Source organism: Ornithinimicrobium ciconiae (genome assembly GCF_007197575.1).
Classification (GTDB): Bacteria; Actinomycetota; Actinomycetes; order Actinomycetales; family Dermatophilaceae; genus Ornithinicoccus; species Ornithinicoccus ciconiae.
In genome coordinates, this window is the sequence record NZ_CP041616.1 from 738,667 (window position 1) to 762,621 (window position 23,955).

A 23,955-nucleotide genomic window follows, 5' to 3' on the forward strand; every position below is an offset into this window, starting at 1 on the left:
ACCCTCGACCCGATGCGGGTCGAGGGTCTCGTCGTCCTGTCGGACCTATGGCGGAGGATGGGGGATTTGAACCCCCGAGGGTTTTATCCCAACACGATTTCCAATCGTGCGCACTAGGCCACTATGCGAATCCTCCGTCGCAGAGGTTACCTGACGGGTCGCTGAGCTCGGAAATCGGTGCCGGCCTGCCGGCCCGGTGGGGAGCTGGCGTTAGGGCCGCAGCATCACCTTGATCGCGGCGCGCTCGTCCATCGCCCGGTAGGCGTCCGCGACCTGCGCCAACGGCACCGTCGAGTCAAAGACCCGACCAGGGTTGATCTGCCCCTCGAGCACCAGCGGCAGCAGCTCGTCCAGATAGCCGCGCACGGGCGCCATGCCGCCCGCCAGGCCGACGTTGCGGTTGAACATCTGGCCCATCGGCGCCTCGGCTCCGTGCGGCACCCCCACGAAACCGACCATCGAGCCCGGTCGCGCGCTCGCGAACGCCTGCTCCATCGACTCCTTGGTGCCCACGCACTCCAGCACCGCGTCGGCGCCGATGCCGTCGGTGAGCTCCATGATGCGCGCCACTCCCTCCGGCCCTCGCTCGGCGACGATGTCGGTCGCACCAAACTCGGTGGCCACCGCCTGACGGTCGGCGTGCCGGGACATCGCAATGACCCGCCCGGCGCCCTGCTGAGCGGCGGAGAGCACACCGCACAGCCCCACGGCCCCGTCGCCGACGATGACGACGGTCGCGCCGGGGCGGACCCGTGCGGAGACCGCCGCGTGCCACCCGGTGGCCATCACGTCCGTCAGGGTCAGCAGCGAGGGCAGCAGCGCCTCGTCCGGCTGCCCTGGCGTGGTGACCAGCGTGCCGTCGGCCAGCGGGACTCGCACATACTCACCCTGACACCCGTCCACCATGTTGCCGTCGCGGTCCGGCCCCCCGAACCCACCACCGTTGGCGCACGCCGACTGCATCCCGGCAGTGCAGTGCGCGCAGGTGTTGTCCGACCACAGGAACGGGGTGATCACGAAGTCGCCCGGACGCACCGTGGAGACCTCGCCACCCACCTCCTCGACGACGCCGATGAACTCGTGGCCGATACGCCGCGGCCGTGAAACTCGCGAGATGCCGCGATAGGGCCACAGGTCCGAGCCGCACACGCACGACGCAACGACCCGCACGACGGCGTCGGTCGGAGCCATGATCTGCGGGTCGGGCACCTGCTCGAGTCGGATGTCACCGGGGGCGTGCAGCACAGTCGCGTCCATGCACCACATTCTGTATGCCGTCCCCCACCCGAGTACACCGGCCTACGTGCGCAGCCACTCCAGGATGCGCTCGGCGGACTGTTCCGGGGTCAGCTCGCTGGTGTCCAGGCGGAAGTGCCGGTGCTGGCTCAGCAGCTGAACGCCGGGCAGGTCGTCCGCTGTGGCGTCGGGCAGGTCGTCCGCTGTGGCGCCGGGCCGACCGTCCGGTGCGGCGCCGGGCAGGCCGTCCCCTGTGGCGGTCGGCCCCGGCCCGCGTTCGCCGTCGGTGTTCATCACGAAGCGCTCCATCTCGCGCACATTTGCATCGGACCAGTCGAGGTCACGCTTCGATCGCTTCTCCGCCAGCCGGTGCTCGGTGCGGTTGCGCTCAAGGCGGGTGTCGAGGCCTGCGGCCAGCTCGACGAACGAGACGACTGCTTCCCGATCGACATAGGGCGCGATCTGCTCTGCGATTTCCTCGACGTCGTCCTGCGACTCGAGCCCCCACACATACGTGAGGATCAGGTCCGTGCCGGACGCCGCAGCCTCCGCGCCGACCTGTTGGCGCAGCGACCTGAGCAGGTGCCGGAACGGCGCAGTGCCGTAGTCGAAGACCTCCAGCAGCGGCTCGATCATGGCGTGGTTGTGGAAGAGCCTGAACTCGCTGCGCTCGGCGATCATCCGCCCGATCGTCATCTTGCCAACGGCGGGCGGACCAAAGATGACGACGAGCTGCATCCGCAAAGCCTGCCATGCAGCCACGTCACTGGGGTGCACAAGCGGTCGCCGGTGACCGCTTGTGCACCCCAGTGACAGAGACGGTGCGAGGATGGATGCTGGACTCCAGCGCGTAGGCCATGACGGCGCGCGCCCGCCATGATGAAAGGTTTTAAGTGATGCCACTTCACGTCGGCTCCGAGGTGGGAAGACTTCGGCAGGTGATCGTCCACCGACCCGGCCTGGAGATGCACCGGCTCACACCGGACAACAAGGAGCGCTACCTCTTCGACGAGATCCTGTGGGTCGAGCGCGCCCAGGAGGAGCACGACGAGTTCGTCCGGGTCATGCGCGAGCGCGACATCACCGTGCATCACTTCCACCAGCTGCTGGAGGAGACGGTCGCGATCCCGGAGGCACGCCGCCAGATCCTGTCCCAGTCACTGGACGAGCGGCACCTGGGTCCCTTCGCGGCATACGAGATGCACGAGCTCTTTGACCGGATGGGTGACGCGGACCTGGCCCGCTTCCTCGTCGGAGGCATCACCAAGGCCGAGGTGCTGGAGCGGATGGACGCCCCGCGCTCGGTCGTGATCAGCGCGATGGACGAGCACGAGGCGCTGCTGGCGCCGCTGCCCAACCACCTGTTCACCAGGGACACCTCGGCGTGGCTCTACAGCGGCGTCACCGTCAACTCGATGCACAAGAAGGCTCGGCGTCGCGAGACGGTGCACTACGAGGCGATCTATCAGTGGCACCCGATGTTCCGCGACGTCGGCATGGACTGGTGGACCGAGGGGGTCGAGGCGGGACCGGCGACGGCCGAGGGCGGCGACATCCTGGTGCTCGGCAACAAGGTGCTCCTGGTCGGCATCAGCGAACGGACGACCACCCAGGGCATCGAGCGGCTCGCCCAGCGCACCCTGGCCTCCGACCAGATCGACACGATCATCGCGCTGGACATGCCCAAGGCACGGGCCGTGATGCACCTGGACACGGTGATGACGATGCTCGACGAGCAGACCTTCACCAAGTACACCGGACTGCCGGACCTCACGTCATACACCATCACCTCCAACGGGGCGGGCGACGCGGCACTGCCCGACCTGCGCATCCGCGCCAACGACCCGGCCGACATGATGCAGGTCATCGGGGAGGCCATGGGCATCGGCACCCCGCGCGTGGTCGCTGCGGACCAGGACCCGCGTGCCGCCGCTCGTGAGCAGTGGGACGACGGGTGCAACGTGCTGGCCCTGGAGCCGGGAGTCGTCGTGGCCTACCAGCGCAACACGGTCACCAACGACTATCTGCGCGGGCTGGGCGTCGAGGTCCTCGAGATCGCAGGCCAGGAACTGGGTCGTGGCCGCGGCGGGCCCCGCTGCATGTCCTGTCCCATCGAGCGCGACCCGCTGGGCTGAGCATTGCCTCCTCGTCGTCGCATCGCCCCTGACCAGGGGGAGCAGGCTCTTTCCGTATGGCGCACCGCCCCTGACCAGGCCCCTCGCCAGGTCGTCGCGACCGCCGTGCGCTACACCCTGGAGGAGCTGGGTGCCCGCGCCCCGGGGAGATCAGTGGAGGTGCGGGTGCCGCCTTTTGGGGCCGTCCAGTGCATCGAGGGACCGCGGCACACCCGGGGCACCCCCACCAACGTCATCGAGACGGACGGCCAGACGTGGCTGCGGCTGGTCACCGGCGCGAGCACCTGGGAGCAGGAGCGGGACACCGGTGCCGTGCGCGCCAGCGGTCAGCGCGCTGACCTCTCCGAGTGGCTCCCGCTAGGACTCTGAGACGCGTCGGCGCGGTCCCCCAGTGGCCCTGCCCCGCGGCTGGATCAAGCAGGGCGCGACGCTGACCGTCGACGGGGACACCTGTGGCCTGCCCCGGGACTGGATCAAGCAGGGCGCGACGCTGACCGTCGACGAGGGCACCTGTGGCCTGCCCCGTGCCCGCTCCGCAGGTGACCAAGCTACTTGGACCTTGCTCTTTCGCACCCGTGCATGAGTGAGCGAGGTCGAAATCCGGTGGTCGGTAGGGGGTGTCACCGAAGCAAGTAGCGCTGCGGAACGTCCATTGAGCGAACGAGGGCTCGCGAGCGCGCACAGGAGCGGGATATGTCACGACGGCCCTCCAAGCATCACTGTGGATAACCTGCTCGGCAAACGGGGGGCTCTCGGCACACTGGGTCCGCATGGACGAGCACACCCGTAGCCTCTTGTCAGAACCGAGCGCCACCCGTGCCCAGCGCGCCGCAGCAGCTCGGGCTGAGCGGGAACGCCGTCATGCCGTGGCCGAGAGGATCGCGCAGCCTCTTGACGGGGTGGCAACGATCGCCATGCTGCTGGAGGCAGGGCTCACCCGCGGTCAGATCCAGGGCGAGATCGAGCGTGGCGTGTGGACCAAGGTCGGGCGTCACACCGTGCGCGTGACGGCAACGGGTGATCCGCAACGTGCCGGTTGGTGGACGGCGCTCTGGGAGTCAGGGCGGCAGTCCGTCCTCGACGGGGCGACTGCTCTGATCGCCGCCGGCCTTACCTCGTGGACTGAACGCGTCATCCATGTGAGTGTCCCCAACCGAGCGACCGTCAGGGCTCTCGACGGAGTCGTCCACCACAGGTTGCGCCGGATCGGTCCTGTCGTCACGGCTGGGCTTCGGCGCACAAAGCCGGAGGTCGCGGTGATCCGTGCCGCTCAGTGGGAACGGTCCGATCGTGCCGCCGCAACCATCGTCGCGATGACCGTGCAGCAGCGGCTCGCCAGCCCTGCGTCCGTGCTGTCACGCTGGTCCGGGATCCACTACTCCACGCGGCGGGCACTGCTCCATGACGTCATCCAGGACGTCTGCAACGGGGCGCACTCGCTCAGTGAGCTGGACTTTGCCCGCGAGTGTCGGCGACGCGGGCTGCCGGAGCCCAAGCGGCAGGTCGTCCGCATGGGGCCACACGGCCGGGTCTACCTGGATGTGTTCTGGGATGGCCCCGGGCTGCACATCGAGATTCAGGGCGCCCATCACTATCAGGGGCTCGGGGTCATCAGTGACTCACTTCGCTTCAACGACGTGCGGCTGCAGTCCAGGGATCTCACGACACTGCAGGTGCCGGTCCTGGGACTCAGGACTCAGCCCGAGGCGTTCTTTGCACAGATTCAGCGTGCGCTCGCCGCGGGGAGGGTTGACTCGCGCTGACCTGCCTCGTCGAGCGTGCCGGCGGGCGCCCCTCGACTGGGCCGCGCGACGGCGCGCACACACCGCTGACCTTGGTATATCGACCATGCAGTTTCGTGCCGGTGCGCGAAGGCCCAAGGTCCAATTCTGGTGGTCGCTGGTGGGTGGTCGGTGGTCGCTGGTGGTGCCGTGCCCGGTGGTCGAGGCTCGGTGGTTGGTGCCGTGCTCGGTGGTTGGTGCCGTGCCCGGTGGTTGGTGCCCCTGTGCCCGGTGGTTGGTGCCCCTGTGCCCGGTGGTCAGTGGCTGCGGAGAGAAGCTCCGCGACAGGTGGCGAGAGGCTCAGCGCCGCTTGGAGAAACGCTCCGCCAGTAGATAGAGGGCACCGCCCAGAAGGCCACCGATCAGGCCGAACGGGATGGCCAGGGCCAGAGTCTCCTGACCCGTGGAGGCCATGGGGGCGTCTGGCCCGAAGTAGGCGAGCACGGCGCCCAGAAAGAACCCGATGAGGGCCCCGGTTGCCAGGAAGGGCACCATCCGGGGTCGACGGAAGACGGGTCGGCGCTGCGGGGTGGTCACGCCTTCTAGGATGCCACGTCGAGATAACGCTCCAGGACGCCGAGGTCTGCGGCATAGGGAGCCTCCGACCGCGGCCAGTGCACGATGACGTCGGTGAACCCCAGCTCGGCAGCCCGCCCGACCTGCTCCGTCAGGAAACTCACGCTGCTCAACGCGACCGGTCCCGAGGCGTCAAGCGTCAGATAGCGATCCAGCCGCCGGCCACCCGCTGCCTGAGCTGACCCCGCCCCGGCCTTCGCATCGTGCCCGGACGCCGACTCGTGCACGGACGCCTCCGCATCGGTGAACCGCTGCGCCGCGTCGGCGACTCCCCGCCACCACTGCTCCACCGCATCCCGCTCGGCCCAGTCGCCACTGGCCGGTCCGGTGGTGACCCAGCCGTCGGCATACTCCACGGCCAGGGCCATCGCCTTCGGGCCGTCGGCCGCCACGAGCAGGGGAGCCTGCGACGGCGTGAGGTTGCGGCCGTTGACCACGGAGTAGAACTCGCCGGTGTGGTCGACATGGTCCTCCCGGAGACTCCGCTGCAGCAGCGGGACGAACTCACGAAACCGGCGGGAGCGCTCGCCGCGCGTCAGGGAATCGCCCAGGATGCCCGCGTCCACGTCGCCGCCGGCGCCGACCCCAAGCAGCATCCGACCCCCGCTGATGTCGTCCAGTGTCACGACGTCGCGGGCCAGCGTCACCGGGTGCCGGAAGTTGGGCGAGCTGACCAGGGTGCCGAGCTGGATGCGCTCGGTGACCATCGCCGCTGCGGTCAGTGTGCCCACCGTCGAGTGCCACGGAGCGTCCGGCAGCCCGCCCCACACGAGGTGGTCGTAGGTCCAGGCGTGGTCGAAGCCCAACTCCTCGGCACGACGCCAGAGGTGTTGGGCCTCGGCCCAGGGATACTCGGGAAGGATGCAGACGCCGTGACGCATGGGGCCAGGGTAGGGCGGTCGCCTGACACTCGATGGTCCCCGTGGCCGGTCAGGCCGTCAGGCCACGCGATGCGTCTCTGTTTGTGAAGCGGTGTTGAGCCAGGAGCGGTAGCGGGCGGCGAGGTCGGTGGGGCTGAGGACGGCAACGCGGCGAGGTCGGTGGGGCTGAGGACGGCAACACGGCGAGGTCGGTGGGGCTGAGGACGGCAACACTGCTCGCTCGCTCGATTGTGGGACGATGTGGCAGTGGCACGCGCAGACGGACGGCTCTCTCACGACCTGATGCCCGACGAGAAGGGCCCGCAGGACGCCTGCGGTGTCTTTGGCGTGTGGGCGCCGGGGGAAGAGGTCGCCAAGCTCACCTACTACGGCCTCTATGCCCTGCAGCACCGCGGCCAGGAGGCCGCCGGGATCGCGACCAGCGACGGGCGCTCGCTGCTGGTCTACAAGGACGTCGGTCTGGTCTCCCAGGTCTTTGACGAGTCGAGCCTGGCCTCGCTGCGCGGACACCTCGCCGTCGGGCACTGCCGCTACTCCACGACCGGGCGCAACTCCTGGGAGAACGCCCAGCCCACGCTGGGTGGCACCGAGGACCAGACGGTCGCCCTGGCGCACAACGGCAACCTGATCAACACCGCCGAGCTGCGCGACCGCCTCGCCGAGTTCCACGGAGGAGACCTGCGCAACGCCCCCGGTGAGGTGCGCCGCGGCAACACCACCGACACCGCCCTGGTCACGGGGCTGCTGACCGCCGACCCGGACCTCTCCCTCGAGGCCTCGGCCCTGCAGGTGCTGCCCACCCTGCGCGGTGCCTTCTCCCTGGTCTTCTGCGACGAGCAGACGCTGTATGCCGCACGCGACCCCCAGGGGGTCCGCCCCCTGGTCCTGGGTCGCCTGGAGCGGGGCTGGGTGGTCTCCTCCGAGACCGCCGGCCTGGACATCGTCGGCGCCTCCTTCGTCCGGGAGGTCGAGCCCGGTGAGTTGATCGCCATCGACCGGGACGGGCTGCGCAGCCAGCGGTTCGCCGAGACCGACCGCAAGGGCTGTGTCTTCGAGTATGTCTATCTGGCCCGCCCCGACACCACGCTGAACGGGCGCGGTGTCTATGAGTCCCGGGTGGAGATGGGCCGCACCCTGGCCCGGGAGCACCCGGTCGAGGCCGACATGGTGATGCCGACGCCGGAGTCGGGGACGCCGGCGGCGATCGGCTATGCCGAGGCTTCCGGGATCCCCTACGGCAACGGACTGGTCAAGAACGCCTACGTCGGGCGCACCTTCATCGCCCCGAGCCAGACGATCCGTCAGCTCGGGATCCGGCTCAAACTCAACCCGCTGCGTGAGGTGATCCGCGGCAAGCGGCTCGTCGTGGTCGACGACTCCATCGTGCGCGGCAACACCCAGCGCGCCCTGGTGCGCATGCTGCGCGAGGCCGGAGCCGCCGAGATCCACGTGCGGATCTCCTCCCCGCCGGTGCGCTGGCCCTGCTTCTACGGCATCGACTTCGCCACCCGCGCCGAGCTCATCGCGACCGGCCTGGGCACCGAGGAGATCCGTCAGTCGATCGGGGCGGACAGCCTGGGCTACATCAGTGAGGAGGGCATGGTGGCTGCCACCCGCCAGCCGCGCGAGCAGCTGTGCACGGCGTGCTTCTCCGGGGTCTACCCGATCGAGCTGCCAGCCAGCGACAAGCTCGGCAAGGACGTCCTCGAACTCGAGTTCCCCGGCGGTGAGGAGCTCGCGGCCCCGGCGGAGCGGCATACGCCCCTGCACGTGCGCGCCGTGGACGTCGACGGGGTCGCCGTGGGTGCCCACGGCGGGGCTGCGGACGCCGTCAGCCGACCCTGACCGCGCGCTCTTTGTCATCGTGACCAAGGATGGTGGCGTGCCGACGACACACACGCAGCAGATGGGCGAGGACCCACGCTTTCTTCGCTTTGAGGCGATCATCGCCTGGCGGCTGATCCTGGTCATCGCCGCGGCGCTGCTGAGCGTCTGGCTCGTCCTGCAGATCACCGTGATCGCGGTCGCGGCCTTCGTCGGCTTCGCCCAGGCGGCCCTGCTCTGGCCGGCAGTGCAGTGGCTGCAGCGCTATCTGCCGCGGATGCTCGCCGCGATCATCTCCGTCACGGTCTATGCCGCGGTGATCTTGCTGCTCGGCTTCTTCATCATCACGCAGATGATCAACGCCTGGCCGCAGTTCTACGACGCCGTGGTCGGCTCCCTGCGGGCCGCCAACGACTGGGTCGTCGCCCAGGGGTGGACCTTCTCCACCGACCTCACGGCCAACCTGGAGGAGGAGCTGGTCACCCGGCTGGGCACCCTGGCCTCCGGGCTGGGCGGGGTGGCGATGACCGTGGCTGGGATCCTGGGAGGCATCGCCTCGATCGTGCTGGTCGCGCTCTTCTCCACCCTCTTTGCCCTCATCGGTGGGGAGAAGATGACCCAGGGCATCGTCGGATTCATGCCGGCGGGCCGTCAGCTCAGCACTTTCGCGGCGATCCGGGACGCCACCACGACCGCCCGGTGGTGGGTGATCGCCTCCGCCGTCACCGGCGCGGTGGACGGCATCTTCATCGGGCTGGGCCTGGCCGTGCTCGGCGTGCCCCTGGCGGTGCCGCTCGGCGTCGTCACCTTCATCCTGGCCTTCATCCCGATGATCGGCGCCACCGTCGCAGGGGCCCTGGCCGTGGCTATCGCCCTGTTCTTCGGCGGGGTGCCGACCGCACTCTGGACGCTGCTGCTGGTGCTGGCCGTGCAGCAGATCGAGGGCAACCTGCTCTCGCCCCTGTTGCTCTCGCGGGCGATGAACTTCCCTCCGCTGATCACCCTGCTGATCTCCACCGGTGCCGGTGTCGCGCTCGGCCTGCCGGGTCTGTTCCTGGCTGTCCCCGCGGCCGGCGTCATCGTCGCAGCGGTGCGGGCCTGGCGTCGTGAGCTGCCCGAGGATGTCCGGGCGGCGCGCGAGATCGGCGTCAACCCCTCGCCCACCTTCGATCAGCTGGTCGAGCGGGTCTCCGCCCGGCCGCAGGCAGCAGAGACCGGCGACGACACAGGGGACGACGCTGGAGAGGAGCGGGCTGGCGACGCCGGAGAGGAGCGGGCTGGCGGCGCCGGAGAGGAGCGGGCCGGGGGCACCGGAGACGGCACCGGGGACGAACCAGAGACCGGCACCAGAAACAGCGCGACGGCCACGCGGTGACGCGCTGGGGGCACGGCATACCCTGGTCCCGACCGCCCGATCACACACCAAGGGGAGACCCGTGAGCGACCAGCCGATCACCTATGCCAGCGCCGGCGTCGACGTCGAGGCCGGCGACCGCGCCGTCGAGCTGATGAAGGCCTCGGTCGCTGCGGCCCAGCGTCCCGAGGTCATCGGCGGGCTGGGCGGGTTTGCCGGCATGTTCGACGCCAGCGCGCTGCGCGGCATGCAGCGCCCCGTGCTGGCGACCAGCACCGACGGCGTCGGCACCAAGGTCGCCATCGCGCAGGCCATGGACGTGCACGACACCATCGGCCAGGACCTGGTCGGCATGGTCGTCGACGACATCGTGGTGAGCGGGGCCGAGCCGCTGTTCATGACCGACTACATCGCCTGCGGCAAGGTGGTCCCGGAGCGCATCGCGGCCATCGTGTCCGGCATCGCCCGCGGGTGCGAGCTGGCGGGGGTGGCCCTGGTCGGCGGCGAGACGGCCGAGCACCCGGGCCTGCTGGCCGAGAGCGAGTATGACGTGGCAGGGGCTGCCACGGGAGTCGTCGAGTATGACGACGTGCTGGGTCCGCAACGGGTCCGCGAGGGCGACGCCGTGATCGCGCTGGCGTCCTCGGGGCTGCACTCCAACGGCTACTCCCTGGTGCGCCGGGTCATCGCCGCCGCCGGCTGGTCCTGGGAGCGGCACGTCGAGGATTTCGGTCGCACGCTGGGCGAGGAGATGCTGGAGCCGACCCGGATCTACACGCGGATGCTGCTGGACCTGATCCGCACCCCGGGCCTCGACGTGCACGCGCTCTCGCACGTCACCGGCGGCGGATTGGCTGCCAACCTCGGGCGGGTGCTGCCCGTGGGGGCGTTGGCGACCGTGGAGCGCTCAACGTGGACCCCGCCGGCCGTCTTCTCCGTGGTCCAGGAGCTCGGTGCCGTGCCGCTGGAGGACCTGGAGCGAACCCTCAACCAGGGGGTGGGCTTTGTCGCCGTGCTGCCCGGGGACCAGGCGGACGCAGCGGTCGCCCGCAGCGCCGAGCTCGGGGTGCCGGCCTGGGTGCTCGGCGAGGTGCAGGCGGACACGGGTGAGACGGGGGAGGGCATCGTGCGCGGCGCCAAGGGCGTCGACGGTGGCGCGGTGCGCGTCACCGGTGCCTACTCCGGCGGTGCGACCGCCACATAGAAGTTCGTCGTCTCGACCGTGCCGAAGTTGCGGGCGAAGACGGTGCGCTCCACATCGCTGGGCGTCATCTCGCGGTGCACCGTGGGTGGCGTCGTCGAGGCGTCCACGATGAAGACCCTCCCGGCGGGCTCCTCGAGAAAGACGTTGAGCCCCATCGTGGAGAAGGCGGACGGCATGTTGCGGAACGTCCAGGTGGTGCCATCGGTCTCGAACTCCTGGGCCGGCTTGCCGACGTCGAGCAAGGTGACCTCAGCTCCCGGGATCGGGGCCTGCTCGCACCCCGCGGCCTGCAGGTCGGACCAGGCGGGGTCGGCGGTCAGTGGCTCGTCGCAGTGCAGGGTCGCGACAGTCCAGTCGTCGTACTGCCAGTAGTCGTTGAACCGGGCGAGCGAGAACAGGATCAGCGCGGCGGGGATGAGGAGGAGCCACAACCAGCCCCAGCTGAACCTGCGCTTCGTGGTGGCGGCATCATCTGGGTCCTCCCAGGTGGCCGCGTGCCATGCCTTCAACCTGGCTCCCCTCGCCGATCGGTCCTCGCGCCCTCACACAACACCGGGCAGCGCATCGGGTCGGGCCCGGCTGGACGGGCGGCCACGGCAGCCCGTCAGATCACTCATATCGTCATGACAGCGCCGCCGGTCCCAGAGGCCCTGGGACTGGCGGCGGTGGTGTCAGTTGTCGGAAGAAGCCCAACGGTCGTAGGCGTCGTCCTCCTCCAACTCGTCCTCACCGGACTCGGCGGCGTGGGCGGTGACGGGCTTGCCGTCCGCTCCCAACTCGCGCGCGAGTGCGTTGAGGTCAGTCTCCGGAGAGTAGTACTTCAGTCTCCGGGCGACCTTCGTCTGCTTTGCTTTGGCCCGGCCGCGCCCCATGGCGAGACCCCCTTGTGCGTTGTGCGGAACGGCATCGCCTGAGTGATGGCACCTTCGTGTCAGCACTCCGCGGAGCCGGTCCGGGGAATGTATCTGTCGTGAGGCTTACGGTACATGACTTCGCGCACCGAAGCGTCATCGATATCCGCTGAAGTCGTCGAAAGCCCCGTCGCCGCACCGGCCGGTGGCCGGTTGAGGTGGGTGCCGGCAGAGCCGCCGTCGTGCCCTCTCAGGCCGACTGGGCCCTGCTCAGTTGCGTCGGAACGCCAGGAAGCCGCAGGCCACCAGGCCGACCGCGGCCAGGCCAGCCACCAGCCAGCCCCACGCCGGGATGCCGCTGGAGGACTCGGACGGCGTGCTGGCCGCCGCGTCAGAGACCGTCTCGGCGCCAGCGTCCGGGGCGGAAGTCGCTGCGGGAGCGGTGGTCTGGGTCGCATCGTCGGCAGGAGCCGGGGGAGCAGTCGCGTCCGTGGGAGTCTCGGTCGGCGTCGCGGAGTCGGTCTCAGTGCCTGTCTCGGCGGGAGGGTCCGTCTGCGCCGGGTCCTCCGCAGCCGTGCTGGCCTCGATCGTGAAGACATAGGTGCCCGAGATCGGGTGGCCGTCGGAGGAGGTGACCCGCCAGGCGACCTCGTAGTCGCCGTCAGCGAGCTCCTCGACCAGCTCCTGGGTCACGGTGTTGCCGTCGACCTCGGGGGTGCCCAGGACCACATCCCGGTCATCCGGTCCGGTGACCATGAACTGCACCCCGAGATCGGAGATGTCACCCGTGTAGGTGAGCTCCAGGGCGCTCGGCACCTCGGTGAGCACCTCGCCGTCGGCGGGCGAGCTCCCGCTCAGTGAGTCGTGGGCGCTGGCGGGAATGGCGAGGAGCGTCAACCACAGGGAGAGCAGGAGCGTGCCGAGAACGGCTCGACCCCCAGGTCGTCGCCCTCGGTGAGTGAGGGTGAACACCCTTCCAGGGTACGCGGGGTCCGCAAGCCGTATTCTCCAGGGCATGTCGCGCACCGCCTACCGCACCGTCCGGGGGCCGGTCACCGCCACGATCGAGGAGCGTCGCTCGGTCTTTGAGTGCTGGTTGCGGCGGGTGGACTCCGAGGAGGCCGCGCGGGCTGTGGTGGAGGAAGCCCGCACCACGCACTGGGACGCCCGTCACCACTGCTCGGCCTGGGTGCTGGGCCCGGAGGGGGATCTGACCCGCTCCAACGATGACGGGGAGCCGTCGGGCACGGCCGGGATCCCGATGCTGGAGGCCCTCTCTCACAGCGGCTTCAGCGACGTCGTGGCCGTGGTCACCCGCTGGTTCGGCGGGACCCTGCTGGGCACGGGCGGTCTGGTCCGCGCCTATGGCGATGCGGTCCGCACCGCCCTGGCGGAGGCGGTGCCGCAGGCCCGGGAGCTGCGCCAGCTCGGCAGCCTCGCGGTGGGTCACGCCGACGCCGGACGCGTCGAGCACGAGCTCCGGGCCGGTGGGGTGCTGGTGACCGACGCCGACTACGGGGAGTTCGTTACGCTGCACCTGGCGGTGCCGGTCGGGGAGCGGGCCGCGGTGACCGAGGAGGTGGCGCGCCTCACCGGCGGAGGGGCCGAGTTCGTCCTCGGCGAAACCGAGTGGGTCGACCGGACGTAAGCAAGGGGGCACGAGCAACGTGGCGACAGCGGGGCGATCGTGGCGGTCCTGGGCCCGCCCGGCCAGAGGGGTGCTCTCCGGCGCCCTGCTGATCGTGCTCATCGCCTTCGTCCTGCCCACCGTCACGGGCTCGGACTGGCGCTCGACGTTCGAGACTCTCTCGCTCGTCCGGCTGTGGCACCTGGCTGGTCTGACCGCCCTGTGGTTGGTCGGGGTGTGGGCCTATACCTACGTGATGGCGGCCTGCCTCCCCGGTCTGCGCAAGACCCAGGCTCTCGGGCTCTATATGGTCGGCAGCGCGGTGTCCAATCTGTTGCCCGTGGGCGGCGCGGTGGGGGTCGCGGTGACCTGGAGCATGATGCGTGCCTACGGCCACTCGCACGCAGCGATCGGGATCTACACGGTGGTCACCGGACTGTGGAACATCCTGGCGCGCTTGGCTCTCCCCATCGCCGGCCTGGGTGCCCTCCTGCTGGCTGGTTCGCAGCTCAACGACACCTTCCTCGCTCCCGCACTCGTGGGGGTCGTGTTCGCCGTGCTGCTCCTGGCGGTCGCGGTCACGGCCCTGGTGCACGACGGCGCGGGCCGGTGGCTGAGCCAGATCACCGGACGGGTGGGTGCCCGGCTCAGCGAGCTCGTCCGCCGGCCGGTGCCGAAGGACCTCGGGGAGCGACTGGCCGCACTGCTCGCGACAGCGCGGGACCTGCTGCGGACCGGCCGGGTGCCGATTACCGTCGGCATGCTCGCCTACCTGGTGCTGCAGGGCGTGCTCATGGCAGCCTGCTTCGCCGTCGTCGGGAGCGACCTGGGGTGGGCCGAGGTGACCGCCGGCTACGCGATCGGGCGCATGCTGACCACGATCATCCTCACGCCGGGTGGCACCGGGTTCACCGAGACCGGGACAGCCGCGGTGCTGGTGGCGCTCGGCGGTGACCCGACCACCACCATGGCCGGAGTGCTGCTCTTCAGTTTCTTCACGTTCTTCTGTGAGATCCCCGGTGGGGCCATCGCCTATCCGTGGCACGTCCGGCAGACCCGACCGGGCCGGGCGTGGTCGATGGAATCCGAGGGCGACCTGAGCAGGGACGCGTGACCCACGCGTCGAGCGCGGCCACGTCGAGCGCGGCCAGCTGACCGCTCACGATGCCCGGTCCGGGGCAGCGACTGGGCGGCGCCCGGCGGCGCCAGGTCCTAGAAGCCGGAGTCGGTGGGCTTCGGGTAGTACTTCGCGTACTTCTTCACGAAGTTGGCCTTGGCCGCGAGGACATACCCCTTGCGCCACAGGCTGTCGGGGTAGACCAGCGGGTGGTGCACCCCCTTGGCCGAGATGCGCTTGTGCAGCGACTTGGCGTCGCCGCTGAGATAACGGCGCAGCAGCGGCTGGGGAAGCACCGAGTAGAGCACCTCGTTGCGCACGACGACCTGGTCGTGCGACTGCTTTTCGATCAGGTCGGTTGTGATGAACTCGGCGACGTTGGCCCCGGCGGCGGTCACGTAGTAGTTGTTGCGGCCAATGCGCGGGTTCATCTCGAAGAACTTCATCACGCCATCGCGCGGGTCGAGCTTGACGTCGAAGTTGGCAAAGCCGCGATAGCCGACGTGCTTGAGGAAGCGCTCGGCCTGGTTCATCAGCTCGGGGAAGGGCGTGGTGACCATGGCGGCGGGGTTGCCGATCGCCAGGGGCTGGTGCTCCTGGAGCAGCACCTGGGCGGTCGCCAGCAGCGTGGCCTCGCCGGAGGAGTCCATATAGACCGTGATCGAACGCATGGCGGTGTCGTCGCCGGGGATCAGCTCCTGCACCACGAACCGGTCCCGGAAACCGGCGCCACGCACCCGGCCGAAGATCTCGCGGAGCTCCTGAGGGGTGTCGACCTTGTAGATCTTCTGCTTGCCCTCGAACTTCAACCCCTCATAGGCCGCGCCGACTGCAGGCTTGGCCACGACGGGGAAGTCCAGGTCGAAGGCCGCGGGCTCCCACCCGGCCGCGTCGGCACCGGAGAAGTCCTGCACCAGGGTGCGCGGGGTCGGGATGTCGAGCTCCTCGCAGACCTTCGCGAACTCCACCTTGTCGGCCACCATGTCGAGCACGGTCCCCTCGACGGCGGGCACGACATACCACTGGCGCAGCCACTCGGCCTGGTCTGACAGCATCCGGCTGAAGGTGTCCGCGTTGGACAACAGCAGAGTGGTGCGCCCGGCGGCCTTGCGCTTCTTGCCCTCGCGCTCCAGTGCGGCGAGCGTCTCGGGGCGACCGGAGTCCTCGCCGATGTCGATGGTGTCGATGATGCGCGAGTTCTTGATCGGCCCGGCGATCACCCGGGAGATGACCGTGCTCACGATGCCGTAGCGCTCGTGGAAGGCCCGTGCCAGACCGTAGATGCCGATGTCGGTGCCGAGCAGGACGACGTCGAAGTCCGGGTCGGGGTTCACGGTGGCCATGGTGCTCCTCGGGGTCGTGCCCCGCCCCCGGTGCGCGGCCGCGCGGGCAGGACTGGTGCAGAGGCAGAGCCTAGTCGCTCCGCGGGGGTGTGCTGTGCAGGTCGCCTGAGTTTCGTGGCAAGCCACGGTCCGTGCGTGGACCGGCCTACCATGCACTCATGCCAGGGGGAGCGCAGCGCGAGCACCGGGGGAGTATGCCGACCGGGCGCCGCTCCCCGTTCCTCACCAGGGTGGTGGCACTGCTGGCTGCCGCGGTGCTCGCCGGGTGTGCCGTTCCGGCTCCCGTCACGATCACCCCGGCGCGTCCGACCAGTGCTGCCGAAGCCGGCCCCACCCAGACCGACTCCGCTCCGATCCAGACCGATGCCGGTCCGACGGAGACCGGGGCCGATCCCACAGAGGCCGGTGGTCACGACGGACTGGGCAGCGCAGAGACCCGCCAGGGGCGGGGCCACAAGGCGGGGGTCGACCATGCCGAACTGATCGCGCTCGGGCAGGAGCTGACCGCCGCGCTGGACAGCGGGGACGTCGAGCGGTGGCTGGCTCTGACCACGCTCACCGGGGAGGCGGCGCAGCAACAGCGTGACTGGTATGCCGGGGTGCAGGCGGTGCCGATGGACGTGCGTGAGATGCACCCGACCTGGCTGCTCGAACGCGACGTCGACGGTGAGGTGCACGGCCCGCTGGTGGAGTTCTCCTTCCGCCACCGGGTCACCGGTGCCGACAAGGTCCCGGTCGTAGAGCTCTATGAGTTCACCCTCGAGCGGGTCGGCACCGACGGTCCCTACCGCGTGGTCGAGGTGGCCGGATCGGAGGGCGTCGACTCGGCATACCCGCAGTTGTGGGATCTGGGACCGATCGAGGTCGTCGAGACTGACGCCACGGTGCTGATCGCTGAGCCGGGCAGCGGGCTCCCGGAGCTCAGCGCGGGCATGGACGAGGCGGCCGCGGCGGTCTTTGACAGCTTCCCGGTGGAGGGCGTGCAGCGGATGGTGGTCTCCGTGGTCGACGAGTCGCTGGTGGCCACCCTGTTCGGTGACTCGGAAGAGGGGACCTATGCCGGCTTCGCGGTCCCCGTCCTCGCCTCCGCGGAGGTCCAGCCTGGGCGGAACCTGCCCGATGTTGTGACCGATGACTCGATCGGTGCGCGGCTCATCGTCGATGTGGACTACTCGGCGGACGAGTGGGACATCTTCGACCAGCCGCAGGGCGGCTCGCCGTTGCTGCGCCACGAGGGGCTGCACCTGGCGATGATGCTGCGCCACCCGGACAACGAGCCGCCGCGGTGGGCCGTCGAGGGCTTCGCCGGCTGGTTCGAGCTCGCCGGCGACGAGGAGGTGAGGGAGGCCCACGAGGACTGGTATGCCGTGCTGGCCGACGTGGACGACCTACCCGACGCGCTGCCACCGGCCGACTACTTCGAGTTCTTCGTCGATGACGACGACAGCGTCGAGCGGCACTATCTGGAGGCGGCCAACGTCTTCCTCTATGTCGAGGAGACTCACGGCGCCGACACGGCCGGCGCGCTCGGCGAGGCCCTGCACGGACTCAATCTCTGGGTCGATGAGGACGAGACGCTGGACAACGTGCTGGTGGAGGGGGTCGGGGTCGACCTGGCGGACTTCGAGGAGGGCTACCTCGACTGGGTGCGCAACACCTATGGCGACTGAGCCCAGCGCGGGCGCGGCGCCTGCGGAGCCAGTCCCGGCTTCCCACGGTCACGACGGTGCGGGTTGGGGCCTGTGTGTGCTGGGCTGGGAGCCGGGGCCGAACGGCCAGCGCGGGTTGGGGCCTGAGCTTGCCGGGCGTGCAGATCGGCTGGCAGTTCGCTGGCCAGGGTTCTGTCCCGTCGGCATATCTACAGGTCAGCGGGGTGCGCTGCGGTGGCCGTTGCCGAACTGCCAGCGCAACTGTCGGGCGGCGCTGGACGGTCGGTGCGGGTTGGGGTGCGTGCCCGGGCGTGCAGATCGGCTGGCAGTTCGCGGACCAGCGTCTGGGGCCGTTGCCATATCTGCAGGTCAGCGGGGTGCGCTGCGGTGGCCGTTGCCGAACTGCCAGCGCGATTGTCGGGCGCCAGCCGGGGTGGCGCTGGACGGTCGGTGCGGGTTGGGGCCTGAGCGTGCCGGGCTGGGTGCAGTCGGGCGAGGGCTGGGCGCAGTTGAGGATCTGCCAGCGCCGTCGGGTGCGCGCTGTGGACACAGGAGGAGTTCTGCCGCGACTGATCGACGCTCACGGCTAGAGTGGCTGGTGAGGGAGGTGCACCATGGAGTGGCTCAAGGAGACACAGTGGCTCTGGTGGATCGCCGGTGCCCTCGTGCTCGGGCTGATCGAGATCGCTTCGCTGGACCTCGTCTTCTTCATGCTGGCTGTGGCCGCGGTGGCGGCGGCCACCGCCGCGGGCCTCGACGCCAGCATCACGGTGCAGGTGCTCACCTTCGTCGCCGTCGCCGCGCTCCTGCTGGCGGTGCTGCGCCCCGTGGCGCTGCGCAAGCTCAAGCCCGCGGGTGAGGAGGAGCGCACCAACGCCGACGCCCTGGTGGGACGCACCGCGGTGGTGCTGCAGGAGGTGACCGACCGCTCAGGTCTGGTCAAGCTCACCGGCGAGACGTGGACCGCCCGGACCACGTCTGGCGCGGTCCTGCCCATCGACCAGAGCGTCAACGTGCTGCGGATCGAGGGGGCAACCGCGATCGTCGAGGCCCTGTCTCCCGTCGCCGGCGGGTCCGGCGTAGTCGAGCCTGACCGTCCCGTCGCCGGTGGGTCCGGTGCCGCCGTCGACGAGCCGGAGCGTCCCGCGGGCGGGACCACGCATACCGAAAGTCCCTAACCACTCACGGAGGTCGTCCCATGCCCGAGCCATCAACAGTCGCGCTGTGGGTTGTCCTCGCCCTCCTGGTGATCTTCACCGGGGTCGCGATCAGTCGGGCCATCCGCATCGTGCCCCAGGCCAGCGCTGTCATCGTCCAGCGACTCGGGCGTTACAGCCGCACGCTCGACGCCGGCCTGCACTTCCTGATCCCGTTCATCGACAAGGTGCGCGCCACGGTCGACCTGCGCGAGCAGGTGGTCTCCTTCCCGCCCCAGCCGGTCATCACCAGCGACAACCTGGTCGTGAGCATCGACACCGTCATCTACTTCCAGCCGACCGACCCCAAGGCCGCCGTCTACGAGATCGCCAACTACATCCAGGGCATCGAGCAACTGACCGTCACCACGCTGCGCAACGTCATCGGAAGCCTCGACCTGGAGCAGACGCTGACGAGCCGCGACCAGATCAACGGCCAGTTGCGCGGGGTGCTGGACGATGCGACCGGCCGTTGGGGCATCCGCGTCAACCGCGTCGAGCTCAAGGCGATCGACCCGCCGGCCAGCGTGCAGGACTCGATGGAGAAGCAGATGCGCGCTGAGCGTGATCGGCGCGCCACGATCCTCAACGCCGAGGGGATCAAGCAGTCCCAGATCCTCACGGCCGAGGGTGAGAAGCAGGCCCAGATCCTGCGCGCCGAGGGCACCGCCCAGGCGGCGATCCTGGAGTCGCAGGGTGAGGCGCGGGCGATCCTGCGGGTCTTCGACGCCATCCACAAGGGCAACCCGGACTCCAAACTGCTGGCCTACCAATACCTCCAGATGCTCCCGCAGATCGCTCAGGGCGAGTCCAACAAGATGTGGATCGTCCCGACCGAGCTCACCCAGGCGCTGCAGGGCATCGGAGCCGCCCTCGGGCCCCACGGGCCCTCCGGGACGGGCTCTCTCGACGCGCCGCCGACCCCGAGCTATGGCGATGACGGTGGGAGCTTTGACGCCGTTGAGGTCGACGAGCCCTCGCTGGAGGATCCGGCCGAGGCGCTGCGTCGGGCCAGGGAGGAAGCAGCCGGCGCGGCCCGGGAGGCGGAGGAGTCGTCCCGGACCGCTCGCCGTGGAGCACCCGAGCCCAGCCCCGCCCCGCAACCGGACTCCGGCACGTTCGACGAGCCCACGCAGTAGCCGATCACGCGCTGGCCCCAGCCCTCGACCCGGGACGCACGCACCACTCGCCGCACCGGACCGGGCGCGCGGGGGGCGCCCTCGGGGTCAGATTGCATACTTATGCGGTTGGGCGTATACACTCACGCTCGTGAGCAAAGTAATGACCAGTCTTCCCGCCGGCGAGCGCGTCGGCATCGCCTTCTCCGGGGGCCTCGACACGTCCGTGGCGGTTGCGTGGATGCGCGACAAGGGCTCGGTGCCCTGCACCTACACGGCCGACATCGGGCAGTACGACGAGCCGGACATCGCCTCGGTGCCGGGGCGCGCCATGGAGTATGGCGCCGAGCTGGCGCGGCATGTCGACTGCAAACTGCAGCTGGTGGAGGAGGGGTTCGCGGCGCTGGCCTGCGGGGCCTTCCACGTGCGCTCGGGTAGTCGGGCCTACTTCAACACCACGCCGCTAGGCCGGGCGGTCACCGGCACGATGCTCGTGCAGGCCATGCGCCAGGACGGCGTCAACATCTGGGGCGACGGGTCGACCTTCAAGGGCAACGACATCGAGCGCTTCTACCGCTACGGGCTGCTGAGCAACCCTGACCTGCGCATCTACAAGCCGTGGCTGGACGCTGACTTCGTCGAGGAGCTCGGCGGCCGCGCCGAGATGAGTGAGTGGCTCACCGAGCGTGGCCTGCCCTACCGCGACTCCCAGGAGAAGGCCTACTCCACGGACGCCAACATCTGGGGTGCCACGCACGAGGCCAAGACCCTTGAGCACCTGGACGTGTCGCTGGAGACGGTCGAGCCGATCATGGGCGTGAAGTTCTGGGACCCCTCGGTCGAGATCGAGACCGAGGACGTCACGATCGGCTACGAGCGGGGCCGGCCGGTCTCGATCAACGGCCAGCGCTTTGACGACCCGGTTGCCCTGGTGCATGAGGTCAACGCCATCGGTGGTCGGCACGGTCTGGGCATGTCCGACCAGATCGAGAACCGGATCATCGAGGCCAAGTCCCGAGGGATCTACGAGGCGCCCGGCATGGCGCTGCTCTTCCTGACCTACGAGCGGCTGCTCAACGCCATCCACAACGAGGACACCATCGAGCACTACCACCTCGAGGGCCGCCGGCTCGGCCGGCTGCTCTATGAGGGGCGCTGGCTCGAGCCGCAGGCGCTGATGGCTCGCGAGGCGATCCAGCGCTGGGTGGCCTCTCTGGTGACCGGTGAGGTCACGGTCCGGCTGCGGCGTGGAGAGGACTACACGATCCTGGCCACCGACGGCCCGAACTTCTCCTACCACCCGGACAAGCTGTCGATGGAGCGCACCGACAACGCGGTCTTCGGTCCCAAGGACCGCATCGGTCAGCTGACCATGCGCAACCTGGACATCGCCGACTCGCGCGCCAAGCTGGAGCTCTATGCGACCCAGCCGCTGGACGAGGGCACGGTGCTGGTCGAGAACGGCATCCTGCTCGGCGCGATCGAGTCCGGTGGGGCCGAGCGGATCGCCTCTCGTGACGGGGTGCCGATCAACGGCTCCGGTGAGGCGCTGGACAACGCGGCCATGGAGTTCGGCACCGACTGACCCCATCTTGATAGCGGTTTCGTACGTCCTACCCGCATTTAGATAGCGGTTTCGTACGTCCTTCCGCGTTCTGATAGCGGTTTCGTCCGCGCTAGTAGTCTGCCCGCCATGGCAAGCGAGACTGGGAGGCAACACCCACCTGTGACGGACCGCCACGCCGTGTCCACACCGGTGAGTTCCCGCATATGGTTTCGGCTCCTCCTGCTGGCCTGTTTCGTCGTCCCGGCGTGGGTGGAGTTGCGGCCTACCCCGGACCAGGCCCCCGCTGTCGTCGGCGAGGTTCTCCAAGCGCCGTACTCAGTAGCCGTGCCTTGGCTGCTTCCGGTTGCGAAACTGGCACTACTGATCGCCGTCCTGCTGCCGTTCCTTGGGGTTCGCCAGTCCGGTCGGATTCTCCTGGCCTACTACACCGGGATCCTGCTGCTCGTCGCGTTCTTTCAGAACATGGGGGACACCGAGTCGTTCGGTTTCGCGTGGCTGATCGGCAACACGATCGTCCAACTGGTCGTGGCCGCCTGGTGCTTGATCGACGTGATCGGCGAACGCACGCGCCTCCGCCGGAGCACGCTCCGAAGGAACCGCTTGTGGCTGTTGCTTCCCATGGCGTTGGCGTTCCTGATGCCGTACGGGATTGCCGAGGAGCGGATCACTCCGGCGATCGGCTCGGTGCTGTGGAACGACGCCGGGGTGACGTTCTGCATGATCACTCCAGTGGTGCTGGGCGTGTTGCTGCTCTTCCCGGACGGCGTCGATCACCGCACCCTGTCCGTGGCCTCTTTTGTTGGCTTACTGTTCGGACTGGTCAACATGGGGGTCTGGTTCGTGCTCAACTCGGCCGACTGGTGGATGGGCGTGCTACACCTGCCACTGGTCGTCATCGCCGCTTTCGGGCTTCGCGAGTCCCGCCACCAAGCCAGCGCGGACCGGCGCCATCGGGACCCTATCGGGGCACGCTAGCGGTGCCGTAGGTCGAGGGCCAGCACGAGCTCCAGGGCGTCGTCGACGGCCTCGAGATCGTCCCTGTCCAGATGGCCCACGAGGCGGCCCAGCCTGCTGACGTCAACAGTCCGCAGGTGCTCGACCAGCACGCAAGTCCTCTCGCGACCCACCTGGATCAGCGGTCGAAAGGATCGGGGCGGGGCGGATCGTGAGGTCGGCGCCAGGAGCACGGTCGACAGCGGGAGGTCGTCGGACTGCACGACGACGCCCAGTCGTGGGCCGCGCTGCTCGTGTCCCACCGCTCGTCGTAGTGCGGGAACCTCGAAGACGTCACCACGGATCAACATCGGCCCACTCCTGCATCGCCGCGCGGATCGCCTCTCGGTCTGCCGGATCGGCCATCGCCAGCCGGGCGTCGTCCAGCATCGCCCGGCGGCGGCGGAGCGCGACCGCCTCGATCAGCGCCCGGCGGACCGCCTCCGAGGTGCTCGTGCCGTCGGCCGTCAGTTGCTGCAGGGCACGCTCTGCCTCGCCTGAGATCCGCACATTCACGATCGCCATGATGCAACGATAGCGCGGTGTCACACAGGTGTCACACGCCTCGTTGTGGTCAACTCATCCGGCAGCGGGGCTCAGAATGCCCCGGGTCCGTGCGTATGACGCGCAGGTGGGGGGCGATGTCCTCGGCGGCAAAACGCGGTGCATCTCGCGCGGCCGGATCCGTGCCTGGCCCTCGGAGCGCAACATCGGCCGCTCACCCGACATACGTGCTTCTGGAATCGAATCCGACGAGTGGGCTGGCTCGCGGGTGACCGGCGGTGACACCGCAGGCGCGTCATAGGGAGTGAGTGATGAGTCAACTGGCAAGGGTTACCGCGGCATGCGCGGTCGTCGCGGGACTGTCCTGGACAGCTGCGGCCGTGCTCCACAGCCTTCAGCCGCCGGGCTGCGTGGGTGAGGCGTGTGCGGTCTCCGGACCGATGCGAGGGTCGACGCCGACGACCGACGTCCTCCTCCTGATCGCGGGGACGATGCTGGCGGCCTCCCTGGTCGGGCTCGCACTCCTGGCACGGCGGCGCGGTGGCGGAGGCCGCGTCGGGTTCACCGGCATGGTCGCGTCTGGGCTGGGCCTGGCGCTGTTCCTCGCAGCCGGGGCGGTGTCGACCATTGGCGACAGCGACTGGTCGGGCATGCCGTTCCTGGTCATGCCCGGGCTAGGACTCCTGGTGCTTGGTCTGCTGCTCGTTGCGACGAGTGTCTGGCGTGGCGACGTCCTGCCGCGCGGCCTGTCAGTGGTGGTGGTGCTCAGCGTGCTGCTGCTGCCCCTGGCCAACGAGCAAACGTCCCAGGTGCTGCTGGCCGTCCCCTTCGGGCTGGCCTGGGCAGGCCTGGGAGTCGTCCTCCTGCGGACCCGCGGTGCGACCGTCCTGGGCGCCGCCAGCTCGACCGACCTGGGCGCCCCCGGGCCGCCTGACCTGGGCTCCGCCGGCTCGCCCGCGTGAGCTGCGAACCCGCCGGGCTGAGGGAGTCTCGCGGAGC

At 69.5% G+C, this 23,955-nt stretch carries 24 protein-coding genes and 1 tRNA gene; 14 read left to right on the forward strand and 11 right to left on the reverse strand.

Annotation, left to right across the window (positions count from 1 at the left end; genetic code table 11):
• Positions 1-48: 48 nt before the first annotated feature.
• From FNH13_RS03365 to FNH13_RS03375, 3 genes are all read right to left on the reverse strand, one after another.
• Positions 49-136 (reverse strand) — tRNA-Ser (locus tag FNH13_RS03365).
• A 74-nt stretch (positions 137-210) separates the two neighbouring features.
• Positions 211-1,257: a zinc-dependent alcohol dehydrogenase family protein gene (locus tag FNH13_RS03370; protein WP_143782150.1), complete on the reverse strand. Its 1,047-nt coding sequence runs from the start codon at positions 1,255-1,257 to the stop codon at positions 211-213.
• Positions 1,258-1,299: 42 nt separating this feature from the next.
• Positions 1,300-1,974 carry a P-loop NTPase family protein gene (locus FNH13_RS03375; RefSeq protein ID WP_143782151.1) on the reverse strand — a complete coding sequence of 225 codons (675 nt, stop codon included), beginning with the start codon at positions 1,972-1,974 and terminating at the stop codon, positions 1,300-1,302.
• Positions 1,975-2,132: 158 nt separating this feature from the next.
• Between FNH13_RS03375 and FNH13_RS03380 the strand changes: the two genes are divergently transcribed.
• The 3 genes from FNH13_RS03380 (at position 2,133) to FNH13_RS03390 (ending at position 5,134) form a co-directional block, all read left to right on the forward strand.
• A complete protein-coding gene (locus tag FNH13_RS03380) occupies positions 2,133-3,371 on the forward strand; it encodes an arginine deiminase (RefSeq protein ID WP_143782152.1) in 1,239 nt (412 codons plus the stop codon).
• A 3-nt stretch (positions 3,372-3,374) separates the two neighbouring features.
• Complete coding sequence (locus tag FNH13_RS03385) at positions 3,375-3,740, forward strand: sterol carrier family protein (protein WP_143782153.1); 366 nt, start codon at positions 3,375-3,377, stop codon at positions 3,738-3,740.
• 401 nt (positions 3,741-4,141) lie between these two features.
• Positions 4,142-5,134, forward strand: a complete 993-nt coding sequence (locus FNH13_RS03390; protein ID WP_228266570.1) for a hypothetical protein — start codon at positions 4,142-4,144, stop codon at positions 5,132-5,134.
• A 318-nt stretch (positions 5,135-5,452) separates the two neighbouring features.
• Here the strand turns inward: FNH13_RS03390 and FNH13_RS03395 are convergent, their stop codons facing one another.
• Positions 5,453-5,689, reverse strand: coding sequence for a hypothetical protein (locus FNH13_RS03395; protein WP_143782154.1), 237 nt, complete (start codon positions 5,687-5,689; stop codon positions 5,453-5,455).
• A gap of 5 nt (positions 5,690-5,694) precedes the next feature.
• Complete coding sequence (locus FNH13_RS03400) at positions 5,695-6,609, reverse strand: LLM class flavin-dependent oxidoreductase (protein WP_143782155.1); 915 nt, start codon at positions 6,607-6,609, stop codon at positions 5,695-5,697.
• Positions 6,610-6,855: 246 nt separating this feature from the next.
• Here FNH13_RS03400 and purF point away from each other — a divergent pair, with 246 nt between their 5' ends.
• From purF to purM, 3 genes are all read left to right on the forward strand, one after another.
• Positions 6,856-8,454 (forward strand): amidophosphoribosyltransferase, encoded by a 1,599-nt coding sequence (gene purF, locus FNH13_RS03405; protein WP_143782156.1) that lies wholly within the window; start codon positions 6,856-6,858, stop codon positions 8,452-8,454.
• A gap of 37 nt (positions 8,455-8,491) precedes the next feature.
• The gene (locus FNH13_RS19440; protein WP_143782157.1) at positions 8,492-9,808 is read left to right on the forward strand and encodes an AI-2E family transporter; all 1,317 of its coding nucleotides are present in this window, start codon (positions 8,492-8,494) and stop codon (positions 9,806-9,808) included.
• A 61-nt stretch (positions 9,809-9,869) separates the two neighbouring features.
• On the forward strand, positions 9,870-10,991 hold the full coding sequence (gene purM / locus FNH13_RS03415) for a phosphoribosylformylglycinamidine cyclo-ligase (RefSeq protein WP_228266572.1): 1,122 nt from the start codon (positions 9,870-9,872) through the stop codon (positions 10,989-10,991).
• On the opposite strand, the gene FNH13_RS03420 is transcribed toward purM, so the two are convergent.
• The 3 genes from FNH13_RS03420 to FNH13_RS03430 all read right to left on the reverse strand — a co-directional run bounded on the left by FNH13_RS03420 (position 10,964) and on the right by FNH13_RS03430 (position 12,814).
• Positions 10,964-11,500: a hypothetical protein gene (locus FNH13_RS03420; RefSeq protein WP_143782159.1), complete on the reverse strand. Its 537-nt coding sequence runs from the start codon at positions 11,498-11,500 to the stop codon at positions 10,964-10,966. The genes purM and FNH13_RS03420 overlap by 28 nt on opposite strands.
• Before the next feature lie 162 nt (positions 11,501-11,662).
• Positions 11,663-11,863, reverse strand: coding sequence for a DUF3073 domain-containing protein (locus tag FNH13_RS03425; protein WP_143782160.1), 201 nt, complete (start codon positions 11,861-11,863; stop codon positions 11,663-11,665).
• Positions 11,864-12,112: 249 nt separating this feature from the next.
• Positions 12,113-12,814 carry a copper resistance CopC family protein gene (locus FNH13_RS03430; protein ID WP_165700007.1) on the reverse strand — a complete coding sequence of 234 codons (702 nt, stop codon included), beginning with the start codon at positions 12,812-12,814 and terminating at the stop codon, positions 12,113-12,115.
• Between the two features lie 43 nt (positions 12,815-12,857).
• Between FNH13_RS03430 and FNH13_RS03435 the strand changes: the two genes are divergently transcribed.
• Complete coding sequence (locus FNH13_RS03435) at positions 12,858-13,490, forward strand: IMPACT family protein (RefSeq protein ID WP_143782162.1); 633 nt, start codon at positions 12,858-12,860, stop codon at positions 13,488-13,490.
• A gap of 19 nt (positions 13,491-13,509) precedes the next feature.
• Positions 13,510-14,583, forward strand: a complete 1,074-nt coding sequence (locus FNH13_RS03440) for a lysylphosphatidylglycerol synthase domain-containing protein (RefSeq protein WP_143782164.1) — start codon at positions 13,510-13,512, stop codon at positions 14,581-14,583.
• A gap of 98 nt (positions 14,584-14,681) precedes the next feature.
• Here the strand turns inward: FNH13_RS03440 and FNH13_RS03445 are convergent, their stop codons facing one another.
• Entirely contained in the window at positions 14,682-15,929 is a 1,248-nt protein-coding gene (locus FNH13_RS03445; RefSeq protein ID WP_143782166.1) for a carboxylate--amine ligase, read from the reverse strand.
• Positions 15,930-16,087: 158 nt separating this feature from the next.
• On the opposite strand from FNH13_RS03445, the gene FNH13_RS03450 reads away from it, so the two are divergent.
• The 5 genes from FNH13_RS03450 to FNH13_RS03470 all read left to right on the forward strand — a co-directional run bounded on the left by FNH13_RS03450 (position 16,088) and on the right by FNH13_RS03470 (position 22,434).
• The gene (locus FNH13_RS03450; RefSeq protein WP_143782168.1) at positions 16,088-17,599 is read left to right on the forward strand and encodes a hypothetical protein; all 1,512 of its coding nucleotides are present in this window, start codon (positions 16,088-16,090) and stop codon (positions 17,597-17,599) included.
• Between the two features lie 593 nt (positions 17,600-18,192).
• Positions 18,193-18,756, forward strand: a complete 564-nt coding sequence (locus tag FNH13_RS03455; protein ID WP_143782170.1) for an NfeD family protein — start codon at positions 18,193-18,195, stop codon at positions 18,754-18,756.
• Between the two features lie 20 nt (positions 18,757-18,776).
• On the forward strand, positions 18,777-19,913 hold the full coding sequence (locus FNH13_RS03460) for an SPFH domain-containing protein (protein ID WP_143782172.1): 1,137 nt from the start codon (positions 18,777-18,779) through the stop codon (positions 19,911-19,913).
• A gap of 130 nt (positions 19,914-20,043) precedes the next feature.
• Positions 20,044-21,477 carry an argininosuccinate synthase gene (argG, locus tag FNH13_RS03465; protein ID WP_143782174.1) on the forward strand — a complete coding sequence of 478 codons (1,434 nt, stop codon included), beginning with the start codon at positions 20,044-20,046 and terminating at the stop codon, positions 21,475-21,477.
• Between the two features lie 306 nt (positions 21,478-21,783).
• Positions 21,784-22,434 (forward strand): hypothetical protein, encoded by a 651-nt coding sequence (locus FNH13_RS03470; RefSeq protein ID WP_143782175.1) that lies wholly within the window; start codon positions 21,784-21,786, stop codon positions 22,432-22,434.
• On the opposite strand, the gene FNH13_RS03475 is transcribed toward FNH13_RS03470, so the two are convergent.
• Both FNH13_RS03475 and FNH13_RS03480 read right to left on the reverse strand, forming a co-directional pair.
• Positions 22,431-22,763: a type II toxin-antitoxin system PemK/MazF family toxin gene (locus FNH13_RS03475; RefSeq protein WP_228266573.1), complete on the reverse strand. Its 333-nt coding sequence runs from the start codon at positions 22,761-22,763 to the stop codon at positions 22,431-22,433. The genes FNH13_RS03470 and FNH13_RS03475 overlap by 4 nt on opposite strands.
• Positions 22,747-22,977 carry a hypothetical protein gene (locus FNH13_RS03480; RefSeq protein WP_143782176.1) on the reverse strand — a complete coding sequence of 77 codons (231 nt, stop codon included), beginning with the start codon at positions 22,975-22,977 and terminating at the stop codon, positions 22,747-22,749. The genes FNH13_RS03475 and FNH13_RS03480 overlap by 17 nt, the downstream gene beginning before the upstream one ends.
• 290 nt (positions 22,978-23,267) lie before the next feature.
• Here FNH13_RS03480 and FNH13_RS03485 point away from each other — a divergent pair, with 290 nt between their 5' ends.
• The gene (locus FNH13_RS03485) at positions 23,268-23,918 is read left to right on the forward strand and encodes a hypothetical protein (RefSeq protein WP_143782178.1); all 651 of its coding nucleotides are present in this window, start codon (positions 23,268-23,270) and stop codon (positions 23,916-23,918) included.
• Positions 23,919-23,955 lie beyond the last annotated feature (37 nt).